20 protein-coding genes and 1 pseudogene are annotated in these 21,950 nt (G+C 63.8%); 12 read left to right on the forward strand and 9 right to left on the reverse strand.

Annotated elements, in window-relative coordinates:
- Window positions 1-53 precede the first annotated feature (53 nt).
- Window positions 54-1,376 (reverse strand): DUF3422 family protein, encoded by a 1,323-nt coding sequence (locus tag AC1DX4_RS22950; RefSeq protein WP_477222465.1) that lies wholly within the window; start codon window positions 1,374-1,376, stop codon window positions 54-56.
- Between the two features lie 210 nt (window positions 1,377-1,586).
- Here AC1DX4_RS22950 and AC1DX4_RS22955 point away from each other — a divergent pair, with 210 nt between their 5' ends.
- The 3 genes from AC1DX4_RS22955 (at window position 1,587) to AC1DX4_RS22965 (ending at window position 4,408) form a co-directional block, all read left to right on the forward strand.
- Window positions 1,587-2,390, forward strand: a complete 804-nt coding sequence (locus AC1DX4_RS22955; RefSeq protein ID WP_475452985.1) for a FadR/GntR family transcriptional regulator — start codon at window positions 1,587-1,589, stop codon at window positions 2,388-2,390.
- A gap of 76 nt (window positions 2,391-2,466) precedes the next feature.
- Complete coding sequence (locus AC1DX4_RS22960; protein WP_095198017.1) at window positions 2,467-3,603, forward strand: alpha-hydroxy acid oxidase; 1,137 nt, start codon at window positions 2,467-2,469, stop codon at window positions 3,601-3,603.
- Between the two features lie 37 nt (window positions 3,604-3,640).
- Window positions 3,641-4,408, forward strand: a complete 768-nt coding sequence (locus AC1DX4_RS22965; RefSeq protein WP_477222466.1) for a metallophosphoesterase family protein — start codon at window positions 3,641-3,643, stop codon at window positions 4,406-4,408.
- A gap of 42 nt (window positions 4,409-4,450) precedes the next feature.
- Here AC1DX4_RS22965 and AC1DX4_RS22970 read toward each other — a convergent pair whose 3' ends face one another.
- The gene (locus AC1DX4_RS22970; protein ID WP_257784452.1) at window positions 4,451-4,582 is read right to left on the reverse strand and encodes a hypothetical protein; all 132 of its coding nucleotides are present in this window, start codon (window positions 4,580-4,582) and stop codon (window positions 4,451-4,453) included.
- Between the two features lie 294 nt (window positions 4,583-4,876).
- On the reverse strand, window positions 4,877-5,575 hold the full coding sequence (locus AC1DX4_RS22975; protein ID WP_477222650.1) for a type 1 glutamine amidotransferase: 699 nt from the start codon (window positions 5,573-5,575) through the stop codon (window positions 4,877-4,879).
- Between the two features lie 88 nt (window positions 5,576-5,663).
- On the opposite strand from AC1DX4_RS22975, the gene AC1DX4_RS22980 reads away from it, so the two are divergent.
- The 4 genes from AC1DX4_RS22980 to AC1DX4_RS22995 all read left to right on the forward strand — a co-directional run bounded on the left by AC1DX4_RS22980 (window position 5,664) and on the right by AC1DX4_RS22995 (window position 9,700).
- Complete coding sequence (locus AC1DX4_RS22980; RefSeq protein WP_477222467.1) at window positions 5,664-6,311, forward strand: hypothetical protein; 648 nt, start codon at window positions 5,664-5,666, stop codon at window positions 6,309-6,311.
- A 31-nt stretch (window positions 6,312-6,342) separates the two neighbouring features.
- A complete protein-coding gene (locus tag AC1DX4_RS22985; protein WP_477222468.1) occupies window positions 6,343-7,077 on the forward strand; it encodes a 16S rRNA (uracil(1498)-N(3))-methyltransferase in 735 nt (244 codons plus the stop codon).
- 144 nt (window positions 7,078-7,221) lie between these two features.
- Window positions 7,222-8,595, forward strand: a complete 1,374-nt coding sequence (locus AC1DX4_RS22990; RefSeq protein WP_477222469.1) for a glutamate--cysteine ligase — start codon at window positions 7,222-7,224, stop codon at window positions 8,593-8,595.
- Between the two features lie 88 nt (window positions 8,596-8,683).
- Entirely contained in the window at window positions 8,684-9,700 is a 1,017-nt protein-coding gene (locus AC1DX4_RS22995; protein WP_477222470.1) for a DUF937 domain-containing protein, read from the forward strand.
- A gap of 156 nt (window positions 9,701-9,856) precedes the next feature.
- On the opposite strand, the gene AC1DX4_RS23000 is transcribed toward AC1DX4_RS22995, so the two are convergent.
- Window positions 9,857-10,147 carry a DUF1127 domain-containing protein gene (locus AC1DX4_RS23000; protein ID WP_172233599.1) on the reverse strand — a complete coding sequence of 97 codons (291 nt, stop codon included), beginning with the start codon at window positions 10,145-10,147 and terminating at the stop codon, window positions 9,857-9,859.
- Between the two features lie 178 nt (window positions 10,148-10,325).
- On the opposite strand from AC1DX4_RS23000, the gene AC1DX4_RS23005 reads away from it, so the two are divergent.
- Window positions 10,326-11,282: a LysR substrate-binding domain-containing protein gene (locus tag AC1DX4_RS23005; RefSeq protein WP_477222471.1), complete on the forward strand. Its 957-nt coding sequence runs from the start codon at window positions 10,326-10,328 to the stop codon at window positions 11,280-11,282.
- A gap of 7 nt (window positions 11,283-11,289) precedes the next feature.
- On the opposite strand, the gene AC1DX4_RS23010 is transcribed toward AC1DX4_RS23005, so the two are convergent.
- On the reverse strand, window positions 11,290-13,500 hold the full coding sequence (locus AC1DX4_RS23010) for a bifunctional diguanylate cyclase/phosphodiesterase (protein ID WP_477222472.1): 2,211 nt from the start codon (window positions 13,498-13,500) through the stop codon (window positions 11,290-11,292).
- Between the two features lie 118 nt (window positions 13,501-13,618).
- Between AC1DX4_RS23010 and xseA the strand changes: the two genes are divergently transcribed.
- Window positions 13,619-15,184 carry an exodeoxyribonuclease VII large subunit gene (xseA, locus tag AC1DX4_RS23015; protein ID WP_477222473.1) on the forward strand — a complete coding sequence of 522 codons (1,566 nt, stop codon included), beginning with the start codon at window positions 13,619-13,621 and terminating at the stop codon, window positions 15,182-15,184.
- 7 nt (window positions 15,185-15,191) lie between these two features.
- On the forward strand, window positions 15,192-16,310 hold the full coding sequence (locus AC1DX4_RS23020; protein ID WP_477222474.1) for a DmpA family aminopeptidase: 1,119 nt from the start codon (window positions 15,192-15,194) through the stop codon (window positions 16,308-16,310).
- A 55-nt stretch (window positions 16,311-16,365) separates the two neighbouring features.
- Here the strand turns inward: AC1DX4_RS23020 and AC1DX4_RS23025 are convergent, their stop codons facing one another.
- The 3 genes from AC1DX4_RS23025 to AC1DX4_RS23035 form a co-directional block, all read right to left on the reverse strand.
- Window positions 16,366-16,617 carry a DUF768 domain-containing protein gene (locus AC1DX4_RS23025; protein WP_172233607.1) on the reverse strand — a complete coding sequence of 84 codons (252 nt, stop codon included), beginning with the start codon at window positions 16,615-16,617 and terminating at the stop codon, window positions 16,366-16,368.
- A gap of 398 nt (window positions 16,618-17,015) precedes the next feature.
- A complete protein-coding gene (locus AC1DX4_RS23030) occupies window positions 17,016-17,705 on the reverse strand; it encodes an SDR family NAD(P)-dependent oxidoreductase (protein WP_477222475.1) in 690 nt (229 codons plus the stop codon).
- Window positions 17,706-18,000: 295 nt separating this feature from the next.
- Entirely contained in the window at window positions 18,001-19,020 is a 1,020-nt protein-coding gene (locus AC1DX4_RS23035; RefSeq protein WP_477222476.1) for an isopenicillin N synthase family dioxygenase, read from the reverse strand.
- Between the two features lie 382 nt (window positions 19,021-19,402).
- On the opposite strand from AC1DX4_RS23035, the gene AC1DX4_RS23040 reads away from it, so the two are divergent.
- Both AC1DX4_RS23040 and AC1DX4_RS23045 read left to right on the forward strand, forming a co-directional pair.
- Window positions 19,403-19,879 carry a carboxymuconolactone decarboxylase family protein gene (locus AC1DX4_RS23040; protein ID WP_477222477.1) on the forward strand — a complete coding sequence of 159 codons (477 nt, stop codon included), beginning with the start codon at window positions 19,403-19,405 and terminating at the stop codon, window positions 19,877-19,879.
- Window positions 19,879-20,734: pseudogene (locus AC1DX4_RS23045) on the forward strand (sigma-70 family RNA polymerase sigma factor). Before AC1DX4_RS23040 ends, AC1DX4_RS23045 begins: the two are co-directional and overlap by 1 nt.
- Window positions 20,735-20,737: 3 nt before the next feature.
- On the opposite strand, the gene uxuA reads toward AC1DX4_RS23045, so the two are convergent.
- Entirely contained in the window at window positions 20,738-21,922 is a 1,185-nt protein-coding gene (uxuA, locus tag AC1DX4_RS23050) for a mannonate dehydratase (protein WP_477222478.1), read from the reverse strand.
- Between the last annotated feature and the right edge of the window lie 28 nt (window positions 21,923-21,950).

A 21,950-nucleotide genomic window follows, 5' to 3' on the forward strand; every position in this document is an offset into this window, starting at 1 on the left:
ATGCGGCCTCCGGCATCAAGGTCGGGACAACCTTCCGCAGCGGCAATCTGCCGCTATTCGCCGGGATGCTTCGTTGGTTCGGAATGCATCTGGCGCACGCGCCGCACGCCCCACCAGACCAGCAGGATGGCGACCGGCACCGAGGCGGCGGTGACGACTTCCGGCGCGAAGGCATGGCCGAAGATCGAGGCGCCCTTGGCGACATAGCCGATGAGGCCGACGACATAGTAGGAGACGGCGGCAACCGAAAGGCCCTCGACGGTCTGCTGCAAGCGCAGTTGCAGGCGGGCGCGGTTGTTCATCGAGGCAAGCAGGTCGCGGTTCTGCTTCTCGACCTCGACATCGACCCAGGTGCGCAGCAGCGTCGTGGCGCGGGTCAGCTTGCGCGACAGATTGGCCTGTCGCTCCTCGACCGAGCGGCAGGTGCGCATGGCAGGCGCGACGCGGCGCTGCAGGAACCCGCCCCAGGTGTCGTAGCCGGGCACAGCCTCCTCCTCCAGCGCTTCCAGCCGCTCGACGACGATGCCGTCATAGGCGCGGCTGGCGCCGAAGCGATAAAGGCTGGAGGCGGCGTCTGCTTCCAACTCGGCCGCCAGTTCCGTCAGGTCTGCCAGCAACGTCTGGCTGTCGCGGGTCTCGGCGACCTTCATTTCCAGAGTGGTCTGCGCCAGCCTGTCCTCGATGCGGCGGGCACGGCCCGACAAGGTCAGCGCCAGCGGCAGGCCTAGCATGGCCAGCGTCCGGTAGGTTTCGATGTCGATCAGCCGCTGCGACAGCGCCCCGGTGCGCGCCGGCGTCAGGCCGCGATCGAGCACCAGGATGCGGGTCATGCCGTCGCCATCCTGGCGGAAATCGGTGACGATGGCCGCATTGCCGCGCTCGACCAGCGAGTAGCACAGGCTGGTGGGATCGAAAGCGGCGATCAGCCGTTCGCTCGCCTGCGTCCATTTGCGGATTTCGAGCCGGATGCCGGAAATGACGGTGCCCGGCGGCGAAAAGCCATTGCCGAAGGGCGTATCCTCCTGCGTCCTGCCGCTTTCGGAAAGCGGGCCTTCCCACAGATAGGTCGAGAATTCCGTATGCCGCTCCCAGCGCAGCGAGCCCTTGCCCCACTTCATGGCGTGATGGCGCGCCTGGCGATCGGGTGCGGCAATGCCGAGACGCCGCGACAGTTCGGAAAGCACGGCATGGTCAACGCCGGAGCCGCCCTCGGTCATGAAGGCGAGTTGCACCAGGACGCGGGGCTTTTCGATCAGCGGATGTGGCCTTGCATGCACCTCGCCCAGCGCGCCTGGCCGGCCCTCATGCGCGGGGAAACCCATGACGCTGCCCTTGGCGCGCGGCTGGAACTCCAGATTGGACGGGTCGTCTGACACGGCTTGTCCCCCGGGTTTCTGTCAACCCTCTTGCGTTGGCGTCCCTCTAGAGCCAATAGCCAGATGACGCAAACAGCAAAGTTTAGCCGAAGATGATATTACGCCGGGCGGCAAAACCGACCCGCTTCGACCAATTGGATAAATAATTTGACCAGTTGGCGACGCAGGCTTTATCCTGTGCGACACCGGTTCAATTCCCAGGCACAGCTGTTGAGCGACATTTTTTCCAGGATCGAGCATTCGCGCACCGCCGACGAGGTGGTGCAGCAGATCGAGAGCCTCATCCTCGAAGGCGTGCTGCGCACCGGCGACCGGCTGCCGGGCGAGCGCGAGCTGGCACGCCAGTTCGACGTGTCGCGGCCGATCCTGCGCGATGCGCTGAAGGCGCTGGAAGGGCGCGGGCTGCTGACGACCAAGGCCGGCGGCGGCACCCATGTCGCAGACATTATCGGCCAGCTGTTCACCAAGCCGGTGGCGGACCTGATCTCGATGCATCGCAAGGCGGTGGCCGACTATCTGGAGTACCGCCGCGAGATCGAAGGCATAGCCGCCGAATATGCGGCGCGGCGCGCTACCCCGGAGGACCTTGCGCTGCTCGACCGCATCATGGCGCGCATGGACGAGGCGCACCGCACCGGCGATTTCGACGACGAAGCCGAAATCGACGTCGAATTCCATCACGCGATCTGCGAGTGCGCGCACAACATCCTGCTGCTGCACACGCTGCGCTCCTGCTACCGGCTTTTGTCGGAAGGCGTGTTCCAGAACCGGCTCCTGGTGTTCACCGTGCCCGGCGCGCGCGAGGCGCTGCTGGCGCAGCACAAGGCAATCCACGCCGCGGTCAAGGCCGGCGATCCGGCCGGCGCCCGCCAGGCGGCAATGGATCACATGACCTATGTCGAGCGGTCGATGGCCGAAGCCGAGCGCAGCGGCGACTGGCAACGCGTGTCGCGGCTGAGGCTGCGGCAGCGTTCGGAGGCCGGTGATACCGAACCGGCACGCAGACGTTCATAGAGCATGATGTCATCCGAAAACCGCTTCACACTTTTCGGCATCATGCTTTAGTCAATTCGATCAAGCGAGAACCATCATGAGCGACATTCTCACCATCGCAGACCTCAAGGACCTCGCCCGCCGGCGCGTGCCCAAGATGTTCTTCGATTATGCCGATTCCGGCGCCTGGACCGAGAGCACCTATCGGGCCAATGAGGAAGACTTCCAGAAGATCAAGTTCCGCCAGCGCGTGCTGGTCGACATGAGCAACCGCTCGCTGGAATCGACCATGATCGGCCAGAAAGTGTCGATGCCGGTGGCCTTGGCGCCGACCGGCCTGACCGGCATGCAGCATGCCGATGGCGAGATGCTGGCGGCGCAGGCGGCCGAGGAATTCGGCGTGCCGTTCACCTTGTCGACAATGAGCATCTGCTCGATCGAGGATGTCGCCTCGGTGACGAAGAAGCCTTTCTGGTTCCAGCTCTATGTGCTGCGCGACAAGGATTTCGTGCTCGATCTGATCGACCGGGCGAAGGCAGCGAAATGCTCGGCGCTGGTGCTGACGCTCGACCTGCAGATCCTTGGCCAGCGCCACAAGGACGTGCGCAACGGGCTTTCAGCGCCGCCCAAGATGACGCTGGCCAACATCATCGACCTGGCCAGCAAGCCGCGCTGGTGCCTGGGCATAGCGGGCACCAAGCGCCGCACCTTCCGCAACATCGTCGGCCACGCCAAGGGTGTCGGCGACGTCTCTTCGCTGTCGTCCTGGACGACGGAGCAGTTCGACCCGCAGCTATCGTGGAAGGACGTCGCCTGGATCAAGGAACGCTGGGGCGGCAAGCTGATCCTGAAGGGCATCCTCGACAAGGAAGACGCGCTGATGGCGGCCAAGACCGGCGCCGACGCGATCGTGGTTTCCAACCATGGCGGGCGCCAACTCGACGGCGCGTCATCCTCGATCATGGCGCTGGAAGAGATCGCGGACGCGGTCGGCGACAAGATCGAAGTCCATATGGATGGCGGCATCCGCTCCGGTCAGGATGTGCTGAAGGCGCTCTGCCTCGGCGCCAAGGGCACTTATATCGGCCGGCCATTTCTTTACGGCCTCGGCGCGCTCGGCAAGGAAGGGGTTACCAAAGCGTTGGAAATCATCCGCAAGGAGATGGACATCACGCTGGCGCTGTGCGGAAAGCGTCTGGTCACCGACATGGGCAAGGACCAGCTCCGACGCTAGGGTCCGGTGACAGCCTGACCACGGAGACCACGAGGCGTTGGCGGAACCCGGCATCCATTTTCTCGACGCACATGGGCCGGAGGGTGTGCGTCTTTACGCGATCGGCGACGTGCATGGCCGGCTCGACCTGCTGGCCGCCATGCACCAGCGGATCGAGAGCGAGCTGGAATGGAAACCGGCTCGCGACTGGCGGGTGATCCATCTCGGCGACTATGTCGACCGCGGACCGGATTCCAAGGGCGTCATCGATTTCCTGATCGCGGCGCGGGAACGCGATCCACGCCATCTGATGCTCGCCGGCAACCATGACATCGGGTTTCTCGATTTTCTGGGAACCCCCGACCCGGAAGGGCTTTTCATGCGCTATGGCGGCGTGCAGACGGCGCTGTCCTATGGCGTGTCGCTGACCGCCGACGCCAGCTGGTTCGGCAAGATGGAGACGATGAGGCGGGGACATCAGGCCTTGCTCGAGGCAATGCCGCCGGGCCATGTCGATTTCCTGCGCTCGCTGCCGTTCTCAGTAACGTTCGGCGACTTCTTCTTCTGCCATGCCGGCATCAGGCCAGGCATTCCGCTGGACAAGCAGAGCCAGCAGGACCTGATCTGGATCCGCGACGTTTTCCACGATCACACCGGCCTGTTCCCGAAGATCGTGGTGCACGGCCACACACCCGTCCCCGAGGCGGAAGTGATGGCCAACCGCGTCAATGTCGACACGCTTGCCTGGCAATCAGGCATGCTGACCGCCCTCGTCGTGGACGGAGCGGACAAACGCATCCTGGAAATGGCGATAAAGGAAGCTTGAGCCCAGGCGCGGCGCAGGGATGCGTCGCGAGCGGGCCGGCTTTTAGCGAAGCGAGGCGGTGACGCCGTAGCCGTCGACGGCGTTGTGGTTGTTGGCAGCATCGGCGGAATAGATACCGAGACCGCACAGAACGATGGCGGACAACATGGCAAAGGACAGAAGCGCTGCTTTCACGGACGTCATCTCTTGTTGAGCTTGCTGCATCTGTGCACCAGGCGGTTACCAATGCGTTGAAACGGAGAATTCGCTTCAAAGTTTCGACGATTTCGCGCTTCTAAGCGCGTTCTGTATCGGTGGTGTGTCGCGCGGGTCACACAAAAGGTTCATCCCGGTTGCACTGAAGATGCAGAGCGCGCGCCTTCTAGGATGGCGGACGGACACAAGCCAAGGATGAAGGGGGTTTTCCCCAGCCGGTTTCACGGCTGCGTGCCAATAATGTCACGCGGCAGAGCGCGGAGGCGCGAACGCCTAGATTGTGGCTACCCAGGCGCGGGCAATGGCGAGACCAGCAGCATCGGCGTCGGGTCCATTGCTGGCCATCTCGCCATCGAGCTTGCCCGCCCAATCGGGATGGCGCGCGGCAATGAGCGGTGCAAAGGAGGAACTCCAGCCCTTCACCATCGGCCGGTCGGCCTCGAAATGGAACTGGAAGCCGTAGACGGCGCGGCCGACACGAAACGCCTGGTTTTCGGCGACATCATTGCCGGCGAGCCGCACGGCGTCTTCCGGCAGCTCGAAGGTGTCGTCATGCCACTGGAAGATCGGGAACTTTTGCGGCAGGGCGCCCAGCACCGGATCGGCCTTGGCGTCCGGCGTCAGCGAAACGCCGCGCCAGCCGAACTCATTGGCGCCGCCGATGCGGTTCTCGCCGCCGAAGGCGCGGGCGACGAGCTGACTGCCGAGGCAGATGCCGAGCACGGCGCGATCCTTGCCGGCGAAATCGCGGGTCAGTTCGAGCAGCGCCGGAAAATAGGGATATTCATCGTCGGCCAGCGCATTCTGACCACCACCGAGCACCACCATGGCATCGTGCTCCGTGGCATCGTCCGGCAGCGGATCGCCCTTGTAGGGCAGGCGCAGATCGAGATCGGCACCGGCTTCGGCAAGCGCGGCACCAACCTGGCCGAGGCCGGTATTGTCGTAGTTCTGGACCACCAGCACCCGCATCGCAAAACCCTGCTGACATGAAAATGACGCCACGAGCGATATCATGCCGCCCGCGTTGCAGCCAAGATGCGTATCCCAGGAGAAAACTATGCCACTGCAGAACCGGGTCGATCCGTTCGGCGCCATCCATGCCGTGCCCGAGCGCGGTCTGTTCACCGGCAATCGCGGCATCATCCACGATCCCGAGACCAAGACACTGTTGAAGAAGCGCTGGGCGCTTCAGGCATGGATCATCTGCGTGTGCCAATTCCGCAATGTGCGGCGCGAGCCTATGGGCCGCAACCGTGCCGGCGGCAAGGCAGGCTGGACCGAGCTGTTCTTCCTCGACGAGGTGACGGCGCTGACCGCGGGGCATCGCCCCTGCTTCTTTTGCCAGCGCGAACGGGCCAAGGATTTCGTCGGCCGATTCGGCAAAGCTTTCGGCATCGTCGAGCCACGGGCGCCGCAAGTCGACAAAAGGCTGCACAAGGAGCGGTTGGCTTCAGGGGGCAAACGTCCGACTGTGGCGATGGGCGAGCTGGCCGACCTGCCAGACGGCGCGGTGATCGCTACTGGCGGCAACACCTATGCCTTGCGCCACGGCAAGGCGTTGCAATGGTCCTTTGCCGGATATCGGCCACCCGCCGACCTTGGCCAACTGGAAGACAAGGCGCTTGTACTGCTGACGCCAGCGACAACGCTCAATGTCCTCCGGCATGGCTTTCGTCCGGTGTGGCATCCCTCCGCCGAGGCTTGACGCCGGCGGTCGGCTCGCTCATTCCTCGGCCATGCGCGCCAATTACAAGATGCAACGCCTGTTCGTGCCTGACGATCTCGGCCCGGAGATCGAGTTCGACGCCGGCCAGCAGCAAAGCCACTATCTCCTGCATGTGCTGAGGCTGGGCGAAGGCGCCGAGATCCTGGTGTTCAATGGCCGCGACGGCGAATGGTCGGCGGCCATCGCGGCAAAGACGAAAAGAGCGGTGCGGCTGAAAGTGCTGGTGCTGCAACGGCCGCAGCCGCCCCTGCCCGACCTCGTCTATTGTTTCGCGCCGCTGAAACAGGGCCGGCTCGACTATCTCGTGCAGAAAGCGGTCGAGATGGGCGCCGGCGTGCTGCAGCCGGTGATCACCCAGCATACGCAAGTGGCCAAGCCGTCCATCGATCGGTTGCGTGCCAATGTCGTCGAGGCCGCCGAACAATGCGGCATACTGGCGGTGCCGGAGGTGCGCGAAGCGGAAAAGTTCGACCGTCTGCTGACCGGCTGGGACAGAGAGCGGCGGCTGATCTTCTGCGACGAGGACGCTTCGACCAACAATCCTCTTTCTGCCTTGCAGGCGGTAAAGGAAAGGAAGCTCGGGCTGTTGGTTGGGCCGGAGGGCGGCTTTTCCGACGACGAGCGCAAGATGCTGCGCGCCCTGCCCTTCGTGACCGCCATTCCGCTCGGCCCACGCATCCTGCGCGCCGATACCGCAGCTGTCGCGGCACTTGCGGTGATGCAGGCAACTGTCGGAGACTGGTAGGGGGTCATTTCTTGCAAGAGGCGGTCCCGATCGTAGCATTCAATTCCTCTTGACCTCTGGCTCAGGATTTTTCGCTTGATCGGCTGCTGACATTTCGTCCATTTACCGCCGGCGGCCCCTTCAGCCGCTTTTGAGGGCTTGATCATGGCGCGCGACACAACCGATTTCCGGCCGATCGAACACATCGACGAACTCGTCGAGCACCTGGCCGAAGGCAACAAACCGCGCGACAAGTGGCGCATCGGCACCGAGCACGAGAAATTCCCCTTCTATGTCGATGGCAACGCGCCCGTGCCCTATGGCGGCGAGCGCGGCATCCGCGCCATCCTCGAAGGCATGCAGCACAAACTCGGCTGGGATCCGATCATGGACGACGGCCGCATCATCGGCCTGGTCGAGCCGACGGGCCAGGGCGCCATCTCGCTCGAACCGGGCGGCCAGTTCGAGCTGTCCGGCGCACCGCTGGAGACGATCCATCAGACCTGCCGCGAAGGCAATGCGCATCTGGCGCAGGTGCGCGAGATCGCCGAGCCGATGGGTATCCGCTTCCTCGGCCTCGGCGGCAGCCCGAAATGGTCGCTGGCCGAGACGCCGAAAATGCCGAAGTCGCGCTATGAGATCATGACCCGCTACATGCCCAAGGTCGGCACCAAGGGCCTCGACATGATGTATCGCACCTGCACGATCCAGGTGAACCTCGACTTCGAGAGCGAAGCCGACATGCGCCGCAAGATGCAGGTGTCGCTGAAGCTGCAACCGCTGTCGACGGCATTGTTCGCCAATTCACCGTTCACCGAGAGCCACCCGAACGGATTGCAAAGCTGGCGCGGCGACATCTGGCGCGACACCGACAACCAGCGTTCCGGCCTGCTTGAATTCTGCTTCTCGCCCGATTTCGGCTTCGCCGATTATGTCGAATGGGCGCTCGATGTGCCGATGTATTTCGTCATTCGCGACGGCCGCTATCACGACATGACGCACATCACCTTCCGCCAGTTCATGGCCGGTGCCGCGCGCAATGAGGTGCCGGACGGCCTGCCCACCATGGGCGACTGGGCGAACCATCTGTCGACGCTGTTCCCCGATGTACGGCTGAAGAGGTTCCTGGAAATGCGCGGCGCCGATGGCGGCCCGTGGCGGCGCATCTGCGCGTTGCCGGCTTTCTGGGTCGGTTTGCTCTACGACGAAGCGGCGCTCGGCGCGGCCGAGGCGTTGACCTCGAGCTGGACGTACGAAGAAACGCTGGCCATGCGCAACGCCGTGCCGGAACTCGGCATCGGCGCGCCCTTCCGCAACACGACGCTGCGCGAGATCGCGCGCGACGTCATGGCCATTTCGCGCACAGGACTGAAGAACCGCGGCAAGAAGAACCGCGACGGCTACGACGAAACCTCGTTCCTCAACACTTTGGACGAAGTGGTGGCGCGCGGCACGACCAGCGCCGAGGAGATGCTTTCGGCCTACCACACGCGCTGGGGCGGCTCGATCGAGCCGGTATTTATGGAATACGCCTATTAACCGCTAGCCGTCGCGGGGGCAAAAGCCGCTTCAATCGGGCGTTGAAACGAATTAGGCTCTCTTCCGAGGAATTCAGGAGGAGAAGCCGATGCCTACCTTGTTCGACATGCTGACGCAGGCCCAGAACGGCAACGGCATGCAGGCGCTTGCCCAACAATATGGGCTTTCGATGCAGCAGACACAGGCAGCGGTGGCAGCACTGCTGCCGGCCTTTTCGCAGGGCTTGCAGCGCAACACCGCCGATCCTTACGGGCTCGGCGCCTTTATGACGGCGATGGCAAGCGGCCAGCACGCCAAATATTTCGAGGACGCGACCCGCGCCTTCTCGCCGCAAGGCGTCGATGAAGGCAATGGCATTCTGGGACACCTGTTCGGCTCGAAGGACCTGTCGCGCGCCGTGGCCAGCCAGGCGGCGCAAGCGAGCGGCGTCAGCCAGCAGGTCCTGCAGCAGATGCTGCCCGCGATCGCCTCGATGGTGATGGGCGGACTGTTCAAGCAGACGACCAATCAGATGCAGGCCACCGGCGGTTTCGGCGGCGGCGGCAACAATCCGCTTGGCGAGATCATCGAGCAGATGATGCGGCAAGGCGGCATGCAGGCGCCACAACAGCGCCAGGCGCCGCCGCCTCAGAACCCGATGGACAACCCGCTCGGCAAGGTCTTGCAGGACATGTTTGGCGGCGGTGCGCCGCAACCGCAAAGCCAGCCGCAGCCGGCGCCCAATCCCTACGGCGACAACCCGCTCGGCAAGGTGCTGCAGGACATGTTCGGCGGCGGCACACCGCAGCCACAAGGCCAGGCTCAACCGCAACCCCAGCAGACACAGAGCCCCTACGGCGACAATCCGCTTGGGAAGATTTTTGAGGAGATGCTGCGCGGCGGCGGCGGCTTCGGCATGCCCGGCGGCCAGCCGGCGCCGCAACCTCAGGCACCGCAACAGCGCCAGGCACCGCAGCCGCAGGCCAATCCGAACGGCAGGCCGAGGAACCCGTTCGACGATATCTTCGGCAAGATGTTCGAGACCGGCGCCCAGCAGCGCGACGACTACCAGAAGGGCGTGGAAACCATCTTCGACCAGTTCAAGCGGGACATGGACCGGCGGTAGGCAGGGCCGCACGGCTCCAAAAGAAAAGCCCGGTCCTTGGGAGGACCGGGCAACGTGCAGGCAGGCCGGCGGGGAACCGGCAGGGAGTGGGGAGCCTGCATAATCCTTGGTCGCGCTGAACCCTGAAAAGGTTCAACAGGACCGAAACTGAATCAATCAGGCCACCTGGCGGGCGAGATCCTCGATCGTTTCCACGCGATCGCTGGCAATCTGACGCAAGATCACCGTCGGATCGCGGCCGAACGGCACATCGATGGCGACATGCAGGTCGGCGCGTGTCAGGCCGATATCGGCGAGCTCGGCATCCGACATCTCGCCAAGGCGATAGAAGGCGCGGCGATTTTTCCAGGCGCGGTAGACGTTGGAGACGGTATTGGCCACGCGCGTCGCAACGGCCGGACGCGAGGTGATGCGCGAGGTCTCGGTGGCGAAATCAAACGTGGTCATTGTCGGTCTCCTTCAGACTCGAACGGACAAAACCCGACGATCGGCGCTGGCAACAGCGGCCGTTCCGGCTTCGATTCACATGCCTTCATGTGGACAATACCAATTTGCCATCAGCCGATTGATTAATCCAACGAATGTTTCTAATCTTTAGCATCAACACTAGTGATGGATCACGCCGATGAAAGCGCCGCTCGATCTCGATCAGTTGCAAACCTTCATCTCGATCGCCGATACCGGCAGCTTCACGCGGGCAGCTGAAGAGGTGCACCGCACCCAGTCGGCGGTGTCGATGCAGATGCGCCGGCTGGAGGAGCGCATCGGCAAGCCGCTGTTCGAGAAGGAGGGGCGCAACAACAAGCTGACCGAGGAAGGCGACAAGCTGCTCTCCTATGCCAGGCGGCTGCTCTACCTCAACCGCGAAACGCTCGCCGCCTTCGACGACCAGCGGCTCGAAGGCACGATCCGCATCGGCACGCCGGACGACTATGCCGACCGTTTCCTGCCGGAGATCATGGCACGCTTCACGCGCTCCAATCCCCGCGTCGAACTGACCGTCATCTGCGAGCCGACGCCGGGGCTGGTCGAGCATATCAAGCGCGGCAATCTCGACCTGGCGCTGGTGACGCACAATGATGTGCGGGGCCAGTCGGAAGTGGTGCGGCGCGAGCCGCTGCTGTGGGTCAGCTCGGCCAACCATGCGACGCATGAACAGGTGACGCTGCCGATGGCCTTCGGCCGTCCGAACTGCATCTGGCGGCGCGCCGCCGTCGATGTGCTGGACCAGCAGAACCGCGACTACCGCATCCTGTTCACCAGTTTCTCGGCGACCGTCATCACCGCCGCCGTGCTCTCGGGCCTGGCGATCTCAGTGCTGCCGGAATGCGCGCTCAGACCCGGCATGCGGGTGCTGGGCGAGGCCGACGGCTTCGGCGCCCTGCCCGACTGCCGCATCGGCATCATGCGCGGCCAGACCTCGCGGCCGGAGATCGTCGATGCGCTTGCCCGCCACATCTCGGAAAGCCTGGACAACATCTCGGTGCCGCTTGGCGAGGAGACGGGAACGTTCGACTTCGCGGCCCTCGCCTTCGCCAAGATGAAGCGGACCAGACCGAACCAGATCCTGCCGGGCTGGTAGGAAAGAATTACGCGCGCATCGACGCTGGTCCGCTCTGGATGGGCGACAAGCCCGGCAAGAGCAGCAACTGGGCAGGCTCGAGCGGCGGCGCCAGCAGGTAACCCTGCATCTGATGGCAGCCCATGCCGACGAGCAGCGCCTTTTGCTCCTCGGTCTCGACGCCCTCCGCGGTAACTTCGACATCGAGCGCTATCGCCAGGTCAATCAACGCCTTGACGATCGCGGCGGAACTGGAGTCTTCGTCGAGAAGGCGCACGAAGGAACGGTCGATCTTGAGCTTGTCGATCAGGTGACGGCGTAGGTAATTCAATGATGAATAGCCGGTGCCGAAATCATCGAGCACCACGCCAACGCCCGATCGGCGCAAGGCCTCCAGAGCCATCCTGGTCGTGTCGTTATTTTCCAGAAGCACGCTTTCGGTAATCTCGAGCTGCAATCGCGCCGGCGGCAGGCCGGTCTCGGCGAGGATCGACGCGACCTGCTCGGCAAAACCTGCGTCGCGCAGTTGCAGCGGCGAGACGTTGACGGCCACCCACGGCAATTGCGTGTCGGCTGCGAAGCGGCAGGCCTCGCGCAGCACCCATTGGCCAAGCTCGCCGATCATGCCGCGTTCCTCGGCAATGGCGATGAACTGTTGCGGCGGCAGGGCGCCATGAATCTCATGCGCCCAGCGGATCAGCGCCTCGGCCCCGACGATCGTCCTGCCGTCGGCGGCGAAAATCGGCTGATAGGCCAGCTTGATCTCGGTCCCGCCACGGAGGGCGCGACGGAGCGCATTCTCGACCTTGCGCTTGCGCAACAACAGGTCGTCCATGTCACCGGCGAAGACCTGATAGCGGCCGCGGCCATTCTTCTTGGCTTCGTAGAGTGCAATATCGGCCTTGCGCAGCAGATCGTCGGCATCGACTTTTGGACCCGACGCCAAGGCTATGCCGATGCTGGCGCTGACGAAGACCTGGTCATCCATCAGCCGGAAAGGCTCCTGCAATTTCCGCAGCAGCCGTTCCGAAATATCCTCGGCCACCCTGGTGTCGCGAATATCGACCAGGATGATCGCGAACTCGTCGCCGCCGAGCCGCGCCACCGTATCGATCTCGCGGATCGTCCTCTGCAGCCTGGCCGCTGTCTGGCGCACGAGTTCGTCGCCGGCGGGATGACCGAGCGTATCGTTGACATGTTTGAAGCGATCTATGTCGAGATAGAGGAGAGCCGTCCTTGCCGTATCGCGCCCGGTCGTGAGCAAAGCCCGTCGCAGCCTATCCTCGAAAAGCGCCCGATTGGGGAGCCCCGTCAGCGTATCGTGAAAAGCGAGATACTGTGCGTCCGCCTGACTTGTCTGCAGCGCCAGCGATGTCCGGCGCAGGCGCCGCAAGAGAAAAGCCAGCGCACCGGCGGCAAGCAGCATGCCGGCGATCAATGCCGGGCCGGCCTTGCGTATCAGTGTCAGACCGGGGCGCTCCTGATCCCAGCCGATATAGCCGAGAATGACACCGCGCGAATCCATCAGCGGAATGGCAGCCGAGCCGACCGATTGCGACAGAGGCAGCAGATGGGCGCCATCGAGCAGATATTTTTCGGCGATCTTGCCGATGACGGCAGCGTTGATGAACTCCACCGAGAGATGCAGATATTCGCTTCCCGGCACCTGGGTGACCCGATCCGAACTCGGCACCAGCGGCATGACACTGAGGATGGCGGGCTTCCCGTCAAGCGACACCAGGTCCTCGGCGACCAGTTTGGCCGGGCCGCCTGATGCGTTCTCTTTCGGCGGTTGCGCGATCAGCTGGCGCAGCTTCTCGATGGTCGGCAGCAGCGCGGGCTCATCCGCACCATAGACGGAAGCCGGCACCACCTTGCCTTCCTGCATGGCGTGGATCGGACGGTTGACATCATCCAGCACATAGACCCGGTTGTGGCCGTAGTAGGAAGACATCCAGACGCTGAGGTTTTCGGCCATCCACGCCTGATTGCCCGATTTGGCGTTGGTGACGGAATCGTCCCAGACCGCGACACTTTCCTGCTCGCGCTCGACGGCGGCGATCTGGTCCTGCAAGCCGTTGGCGAAGAATATCTTTTGGCGCTCCAACGAAACGCGGTCAGCCTGCACGGCGGCGTAGAAGCCGAAGCCCACGACCATGACCAGTGCAAAAGCGGCAAGCGCCAGCACGGTCAGCGTGACCTGATACGTCAGTGGGCTGCGATGTGCGCGTGCGCTCATGCGTCCTTGGCCAGCTTCGTTGGGCGCAGTCAACCAAACCAGCCTTAAGATCGCGTTATAACATCTGGGCAGGCACTGGCGCCTTGACGCGGGAGCCCAACCGTCCCCCAATCGGCCGATGAGCGACGCAGCATCCGAATCACGCACCAACGCCACCGAATATACGGTGAGCGAGATTTCCGGCGCGCTGAAGCGCACGGTCGAGGACGTCTTCGGCAATGTGCGGGTGCGCGGCGAAATCTCCGGCTATCGCGGCCCGCATTCCTCCGGCCATGCCTATTTCGCGCTGAAGGACGACCGCGCCCGGCTTGACGCCGTGGTGTGGAAAGGCACGATGAGCCGGCTGAAATTCCGTCCCGAGGAAGGGATGGAGGTGATCGCCACCGGCAAGCTCACCACCTATCCCGGCAAGTCCAACTACCAGATCGTCATCGACAATCTGGAGCCGGCCGGCGCCGGGGCGCTGATGGCGCTGCTGGAAGAGCGCAAGCGCCGACTGCAGGCGGAAGGGCTTTTCGAGGCCGGCCGCAAACGCCGGCTGCCCTTCATGCCGCGCGTCATCGGTGTCGTCACCTCGCCGACCGGGTCCGTCATCCGCGACATCATCCACCGCATCAAGGATCGATTTCCGCTGCATGTGCTGGTCTGGCCGGTGCGCGTTCAGGGTGAGACATCAGGCGTGGAAGTGACCAACGCCGTCACCGGTTTCAACGCACTGGCATGGGACGGCGCTATCCAGCGCCCTGATCTCTTGATTGTCGCGCGCGGCGGCGGCAGCCTGGAGGATCTGTGGGGCTTCAACGACGAGGGCCTGGCCCGCGCCGTTGCCGCCTCCGGCATTCCGGTGATTTCCGCCGTCGGCCACGAAACCGACTGGACACTGATCGACCTTGTCGCCGACGTGCGGGCGCCGACACCGACGGGCGCCGCCGAAATCGCGGTCCCGGTGAAGGCCGACCTCGAAGCGACGCTGGCCAGCCTTGGCGCACGGCTCAAGGCAGCGGTGCTGCGCAATTTCGAGCGCAAGCGGCAGGCTGCCCGTGCGGCAGCGCGCGCTCTGCCCTCGCCCGATCAATTGCTGGCGCTGCCGCGCCGGCGCCTCGACGAGGCGACATCGAGGCTCGGCCGCGGCTTGTCCGTCAGCGTCGATCGCAAGCGGGCGCGGCTCCAGGGCCAAAGGCTGACGCCGGCCACGCTGTCGCGGCGCATAAACGAGGCGCGCACGCTGACCGGCCGCGATCTCGCCCGGGCGCAAGCGGCGTTCTTTGCCATCGTGCGTGAGCGCCGCACGCGCTTTGCGCGCACCGCGACGCGGCTGTCGCCGGCACCGATCGCGCGCCGCCAGAAACTGCAGGCCGACACACTGGCGGCGCTCGCCAGGCGGCAAGACCGGGTCATCTCGCTGCGGCTCGAGCGCCTGCGCGGCCAGTTGAGCCAGGCCGAGCGCCTGCTGACCACGCTTTCGCACAAGGCCGTCCTGGCGCGCGGCTTCGCGCTGGTGAAGGATGCCGATGGCGCCGTCATCAAGCAGGCGGCTGACGTGGCATCGGGGATGGCGCTTTCACTGGAGTTCGCCGACGGCACGGCGGATGCGGTGGCAACCAGCGGTGCGGCGCGGCCGAAGCCGGTTGCGAAGCCTGCGACCAAGACCAAGGAACCTGGCAACCAAGGCTCCCTATTCTGAGACACCCATGACCGATAGTTCGCATCACCGGAAAACGCCGTCAGGCAAACCGCGCGCCCGAAGCTTTGGGATCGGTTTTGACGGCACGCCGGGCTCGTTTAACGCCATCACCGATGTGCCCGGCGTCGCGGTCGGCTATGCGACGCTGATTTCAGGCGATGGCGCGCTGGTGGTCGGCAAGGGACCGGTGCGCACCGGTGTCACCGCGATCCTGCCCAGGCCACTTGCTGATCTGGCCACGCCGGTCTTCGCCGGTATTTTCAGCCAGAACGGCAATGGCGAGCTGACCGGCTCGCACATCGTCGAGGAAACCGGCGCCTTCAACTTTCCGATCACCATCACCAACACCCATTCCTGTGGTGTTTCGCGCGACGGCACGCTGCGCTGGATGCAACGCGTGCTGCCGGAGGCGCTCGACAGCGGCTGGGGCCTGCCGGTGGCGGCCGAAACCTATGACGGCTTCCTCAACGACATCAACGGCCACCATTTGACCTTTGAGCATGTGGCTCAGGCACTTGACTGTGCCGCTAGCGGCGCGATCGAGGAAGGCAGCGTCGGCGGCGGCACCGGCATGATCACCTTCGGCTTCAAGGCCGGCTCGGGGACGGCTTCGCGTGTCGTTGAATGGCAGGGCCAAGCTTACACGGTCGGCGCGTTCGTGCAGTCGAATTTCGGCAAACGGCGCAATTTTACCCTTCGTGGCCTGCGCGCTGGGCTCGAACTCGCGGAGCCGGCGATACGCGAAGGCACGCCACGTGCCGAAAAGGGTTCGATCATCGCCGTCATCGCCACCGATGCGCCATTCCTGCCGCACCAGATGAAGCGGCTGGCTCGCCGCGTGCCGCTTGGCGTCGCCATGACCGGCGGCTTCGGCTACCACAGCTCGGGCGACATCTTTATCGCCTTCTCGACCGCCAACCCTGCCGCGGCGCTGGCGCCGTCGGGCAGGCTCGCCAATGCCGACTTCATTCCCGATACAGACATCGATCCGTTTTTCGATGCCGTGATCCAGACCGTAGAGGAATCGATCCTCAACGCCCTGATCGCCAATAACGACATGACCGGCCGCGACGGCAATTTCGTGCCGGCGCTGCCGAAGGTGTGGCTGAAAGAAAAGTTCGGCTGAGACGAAAAACGCGGGCCGAAAGGCCCGCGCATTCAAACCGAGTGGCCGTTAAAATCTATTCCGCTGCCTTGCTGGACGCCTGCTGGTGCTCGTCTGCCTCGGCTGCTTCCTCGAGCCGGGACGCAATGAGTTCCTGGATATCACCGACTTCTTCCTGGATGTCCTCCAGGGGAATACCGACTTCCGCAGCCTTGGCGGCGCATTCCTTGGCCAATGTCTCGGCCTGCTTGTCGATTCTGGCCTGGGACTGGCAATGGACCTTTTCGCCGATCCATCCCCGCAAGAACTCGATCGCGTGTTCACTCATACTGCTGTTCCCTGGCGGCAAAGCCGGTTGGTAATCATAAACGTCGGCATCCCGCAAAGGATGCATTCTCCCATTCCAGCCGAGTCGCGGCCGCCCGGCAAGTCAATGCCGTCCAGGGTCCACAGAGCTGAAGGAAATCGAGGGGTGAAAAACATTTTCTGATTCTGAAGGACTGTACCGTTGGCGGGATCTGGCCCGCTCCGAGCAATTGCTTCTACCTTTTACGGCTTTCAGTCCGTTTAGTAATCTCAATGGCTGTCGCTACAGCCGCCTTTTGACGTTTCGCTTCTAGGCGCGAGCCAGCGAAGCCGCCGGTATATAGTGATATCCTCATCCAATGTCGACTCCTCCCAACGGTGCCCACAGCTTGCACCAAAGTCGCACCCCTGCGCACCCCATCAGAAGGTCTCGACCCAGGGCCTGAGCTCCATTTCCCAGGTCCAGGCGCTGCGGTGCTGGCGATGAATGGAAAGATAGGCTTCGGCGATCGCATCCGGTGACAAACGGCGATCCGGCGGCCCGGACTCCTGTCCGGACGCGGCCGAAGCGATGCCGCCGTCGATGATGAAATGCGCGACGTGGACGTTCTTCGGCGCCAGTTCACGGGCCATGGACTGCGCCAGCCCGCGCAAGCCGAATTTGGGCATCGCAAAACCGGCGGAGCCGGCGAACCCCTTTACGCTGGCCGTCGCGCCGGTGAAGAGGATCGAACCCGAGCCCAGAGCGACCAGCCGTCGGGCCGCCTGCTGGCCGACCAGGAACCCGCCATAGGCGCCAACCAGCAAAGCCTGCCGGACCGCCTCTGGATCGAGCTCGGCTACCGGCCCACGGGCACGGCCGCTGGCGTTGAAAACGACCAGCGAAAGCGTGCCGGCCTTGTCGGCGACATCGAACAGACGCTCGACCGATGCGGGGTCGGAGACATCCGTTGCCACCGCTTGCGCGCCGGTCTCAGCCTGCAAGGCACTGAGTTTCTCGATATTGCGCGCGGCCAGAACGACGCTGAACCCTTCCTTCGCCAGAAGGCGCGCCAGCGAGGCGCTCAGGCCGGAGCCCGCACCGGCGATGACGGCGACATTGGATGTCATGAGACCTCTCCTTCTTTCAACGGGACTGCGATCGATGGCTGGCGAATGAGCTGTCTTGAAACTTGCCGGATCAGCACGGCGACGGCAACGCGCAAGCCAAGAAAAAGGCCGGGCGCGAAAACGGCCCGGCCAAAAAGAAGGTCATAACCTTCAGAGGGGAACACCGCTCGGTGAAATGGGAGGAAAACACCGAACGGATTTTTCTCTTTTGGACCGATTCTCGGCTAGATACGACGAACGATTTTCTAAAAATTGGCCAGGATGGCAAAAATCCTGTCCTTTCTTGGCCAAAGGCTCAGCCAACCCGGCTTTCCCTTTCGAGCAGATCGGCATAGTGGCGCCGCGCGACGTCGGGATGCGAGCGCAGCCGGCTTTTCAGCACATTGGTTCCGACATCGCGAAACAACGGATTGTCCGGATCGCTGGCCGGCCCGCGCGCCTGCGCCGCCAATTCCTCGGAAAGGCCAAGCAGCGGGATCGTCGCATCGAGCCTGGCGCTGAAGAAGAACGGCACCGAAATGCGCTCGACGCCGGCGGGCGGCGTCACCACACGATGTACGGTTGCGCGCAAATAGCCATTCGAGGCCAGTTCGAGCAATTCGCCGATGTTGACGACGAGCGTGCCGGGAATGGGGTCCACATCCACCCAGGTACCGTCATAGTCGACTTGCAGCCCCTTATTGTCATCCTGGAGCAGCAGCGTCAGGAAACCGCCGTCCTTGTGCGCGCCGACACCCTGGTCGCCGCCGGTCGCATCGCGGCCGGGGTAGCGCACGATCTTCATGCGATGGTTGGGCTCTGCGCTGTAGATCGGGTCGAACGCGTCCTCGGGCTGATCGAGCGACAGCGCGAAGGCCTTCAGCAGCCGGATCGCCACGGCCGTGGCCTTGCTTTGCCACGCGAGCAGCGCCGGTTTGAGATCCGGCAGCGCCGCGGGCCACTGGTTCGGGCCCTGCAGCCGCGTCCAGGCGGGAATTCCCGGCCCTTGCGCGATGGCCTGGCGCTCGACGCCGATGTCGAGTTGTTCGCGCCAGTCCTCCTTGCCCTTGGTCAGTTCGCCGCCGGCGCGGGTGTAGCCGCGGAACTGCGAGGACTTGACCATCTCGATCGCCAGCTTGTCAGCCTCCGGCAAGGCAAAGAACTGGCGCGACGCGGTAAGCACCTCGCTGATCTCCGCCCAGGAGATGCCATGTCCGGCCAGATAGAAAAAGCCGATGTCGCGCGAAGCGGAGCGCAAGTCCGCCAGAAATGTCCGGCGTTCCGACGCGCCTTGCTCAAGACGGCTCAGATCGAGCACAGGCACTATTCTGGGCATATCAGGCTCCTTTCCTGGCGCGTTCAGGGCGTTGCTTGAAATCTCCGCCCGGAAAACCCAGCCGATTGAACATGCAGGCACTTTTTCGCGACCGAAGCCGCCATAACGCGCGCAAGTCTCATCGACTTCAGATTGCCGGGAAAGAAACGATCAGCCCTTCGTTGCGGCCGTGACGAACAATTTTTCCATTCGCAGGGGCAAGCGGATGATGATCGCGATCAGACCGGCGCTGGGCGCGGCCAATCGCGCTTAACCCTGCTGGGTCCGTTGCCGTCCAACCGGCGTGCGTGAAAGATCGGCGGCATCAAAAAACCTGGCGTCTATGTCACACCAGCATTTCCTCACTCGTCATGGGATTGGCACCAACAGAAGGAAGCCAACCATGACCGCAAAAATCGACCTCTTCGCCGCCGCCCCTGTGCTGATGAAGAACTGGCAGCGCTTCTCGATCGAGCTCTCCGCAGCCGCCAGCCTTGAGCACAGCCTCACCGAACTGGTGAAGCTGCGCGCCTCGCAGATCAATGGCTGCGCCAACTGCATCAATCTCCATGCCACCGAGGCGCGCGAGAACGGTGAGACCGAGCAGCGCATCTACCTTTTGCCGGCCTGGCGCGAGGCACCCTGCTACAGCGACCGCGAACGCGCGGCACTCAACTGGACAGAGGCCTTGACCCGCCTGTCGGAAGGTGCTGGCCATGCGAGCGCCTACGAAGAGCTGAAGGCGCATTTCACGGAGGAGGAGCAGATCAAACTCACCTTGACGATCAACATCATCAACGCCTGGAACCGCATCGCTGTCGGTTTCGGCCTGTATGCCGATCCGGCGGCCGTGAAGGCCGCCCGGGTGGCCGCAGCCTGATGACGGGCACGGCGGACGACGATGCCGCAGCAGGCTTCGGCCCGCTGCGCCCCAAGCTCATGCGCGTCGCCTACCGCATGCTCGGCTCGGTGTCGGACGCCGAGGATGCCGTGCAGGAGGCCTTCATCCGCTGGATGAAGGCCGACCGCAGCGCGGTGCGCGAGCCCGAAGCCTTCCTGCGCCGCACGGTCACGCGTCTCTGCCTCGACCAGCTCAAATCCGCGCGGCACAAACGTGAGACCTATGTCGGCCCCTGGCTTCCCGATCCCGTGGTGGAAGAGGACGAGCTGGAAGACGTCACCTTGCCGCTGATGCTGGCGCTGGAGCGCCTGTCTCCGCTCGAGCGCGCCGCCTTTCTGCTGCACGATGTGTTCGGCTTGGGATTTGACCAGGTCGCGGCAGCCGTCGAGCGCGCCGGCGGCCTGCCGTCAGCTGGCGGCCCGGGCACGCGGCCATGTCCGCGAGGCGCGGCCTCGCTTTGCGGTGGAAAGACAACACGGCCTCGAACTCGCCGAGGCCTTTTTCACGGCGTCGCGCAGCGGTGACATGAAGGCGCTTGGCGCCATGTTATCAGCCGATGTCATTGCCCATGCCGACGGTGGCGGCAAGCGTCCGGCGGCCACCGAGCCGGCCCTGGGTTTCGATGCCGTGATGGCGCAGTACGAGCGTGTGGCGGCTTGGTTGCGCACGCATGCCTCGAAACTTGTCCGCGTCGGTTTCATCAACGGCTTGCCGGGGTTCGTCACCCTGGAAGCCGATGGCGAACTCCAGACCACCGCACTCGACATCGAGGACGGGAAGATCGCGGCGATCTATGTCGTGCGCAATCCCGACAAGCTCAGGCACCTCCACTAAGCGTCAAGCCAATCCGAACTTCTCCACGGCGCGCATGATGCCGCGCAGCTCGGCGAGGCCTTTCAGCCGGCCGATCAACGAGTAGCCGGGATTGATCTTCTTCTTGCCGATATCGTCGGCGAGCAGGTGGCCATGGTCCGGCCGCATCGGGATGCGCCAGTCGGCACGGCCCTCCTTGCGGCGGCGCGTCTCCTCCTGCATCAGGGCCAGGATGACATGCGCCATGTCGGTACCGCCCTCGAGATGCTCGGCTTCGTAAAACGAGCCGTCCTCCTCGATAGTGATGTTGCGCAGATGGACGAAATGGATGCGGCCGGCGAATTCCTTGACCATGGCGACAATGTCGTTGTCGGCGCGCGTGCCGTAGGAGCCGGTGCAGAAGGTCAGGCCATTGGCCGGGCTGTCGACGGCGTCGAGGATGAAACGCGCATCCTGCGCGGTCGAGACGACGCGCGGCAGGCCATAGAGCGAGAAGGGCGGGTCGTCGGGATGGATGCACATGCGCACCCCTTCCTCTTCCGCCACCGGAATGATCTCGCGCAGGAACCAGGCAAGATTGTCGCGCAATTCCTTCGGCCCGATCCCATCATATTCCGCCAAAGCCTCGCGGAAACTGTCGCGGTCGTACTTGCGCTCGGTCGCTGGCAGGCCGGCGATCAGGTTGCGCTCGATCTGGTCGATTTGCTCTGACGTCAGCGCCTTCAGCCGCTTCTCGGCCTCGGCGATCCGCGCCGGCGTATAGCTGGCAGCGCCGTTCTTGCGTTGCAGCACGAACAGATCATAGGCGGCAAAGTCGATGGCATCGAAACGCAAGGCGTAGCCGGTTGTTGGCAGGCGATGCATGAGGTCGGTGCGCGTCCAGTCCACCACCGGCATGAAATTGTAGCAAACTGTTTTGATGCCGGCCTTGGCGAGCGTGCGGATGCTGTCGCGATAGTAGCCGGCATAGCGCTCGCGTTCGGGCGCGCCGATCTTGAAGGAATTGTGGACCGGGATGCTTTCGACCACCGACCATGTCAGGCCGGCGGCCTCGATGATACGCTTGCGCTCGAGGACATCGGCTTCGGGCCAGGCTCGGCCATCGTAGATATGATGGAGCGCAGAAACCACGCCCGTGGCGCCAGCCTGTCTGACATGATCGAGTGTCACCGGATCATCCGGACCATACCAGCGCCAGCACTGTTCCATTACCGCTTTCCTTTTTGCGAGAGACCGG

Source organism: Mesorhizobium sp. P3_A8, from assembly GCF_056402995.1.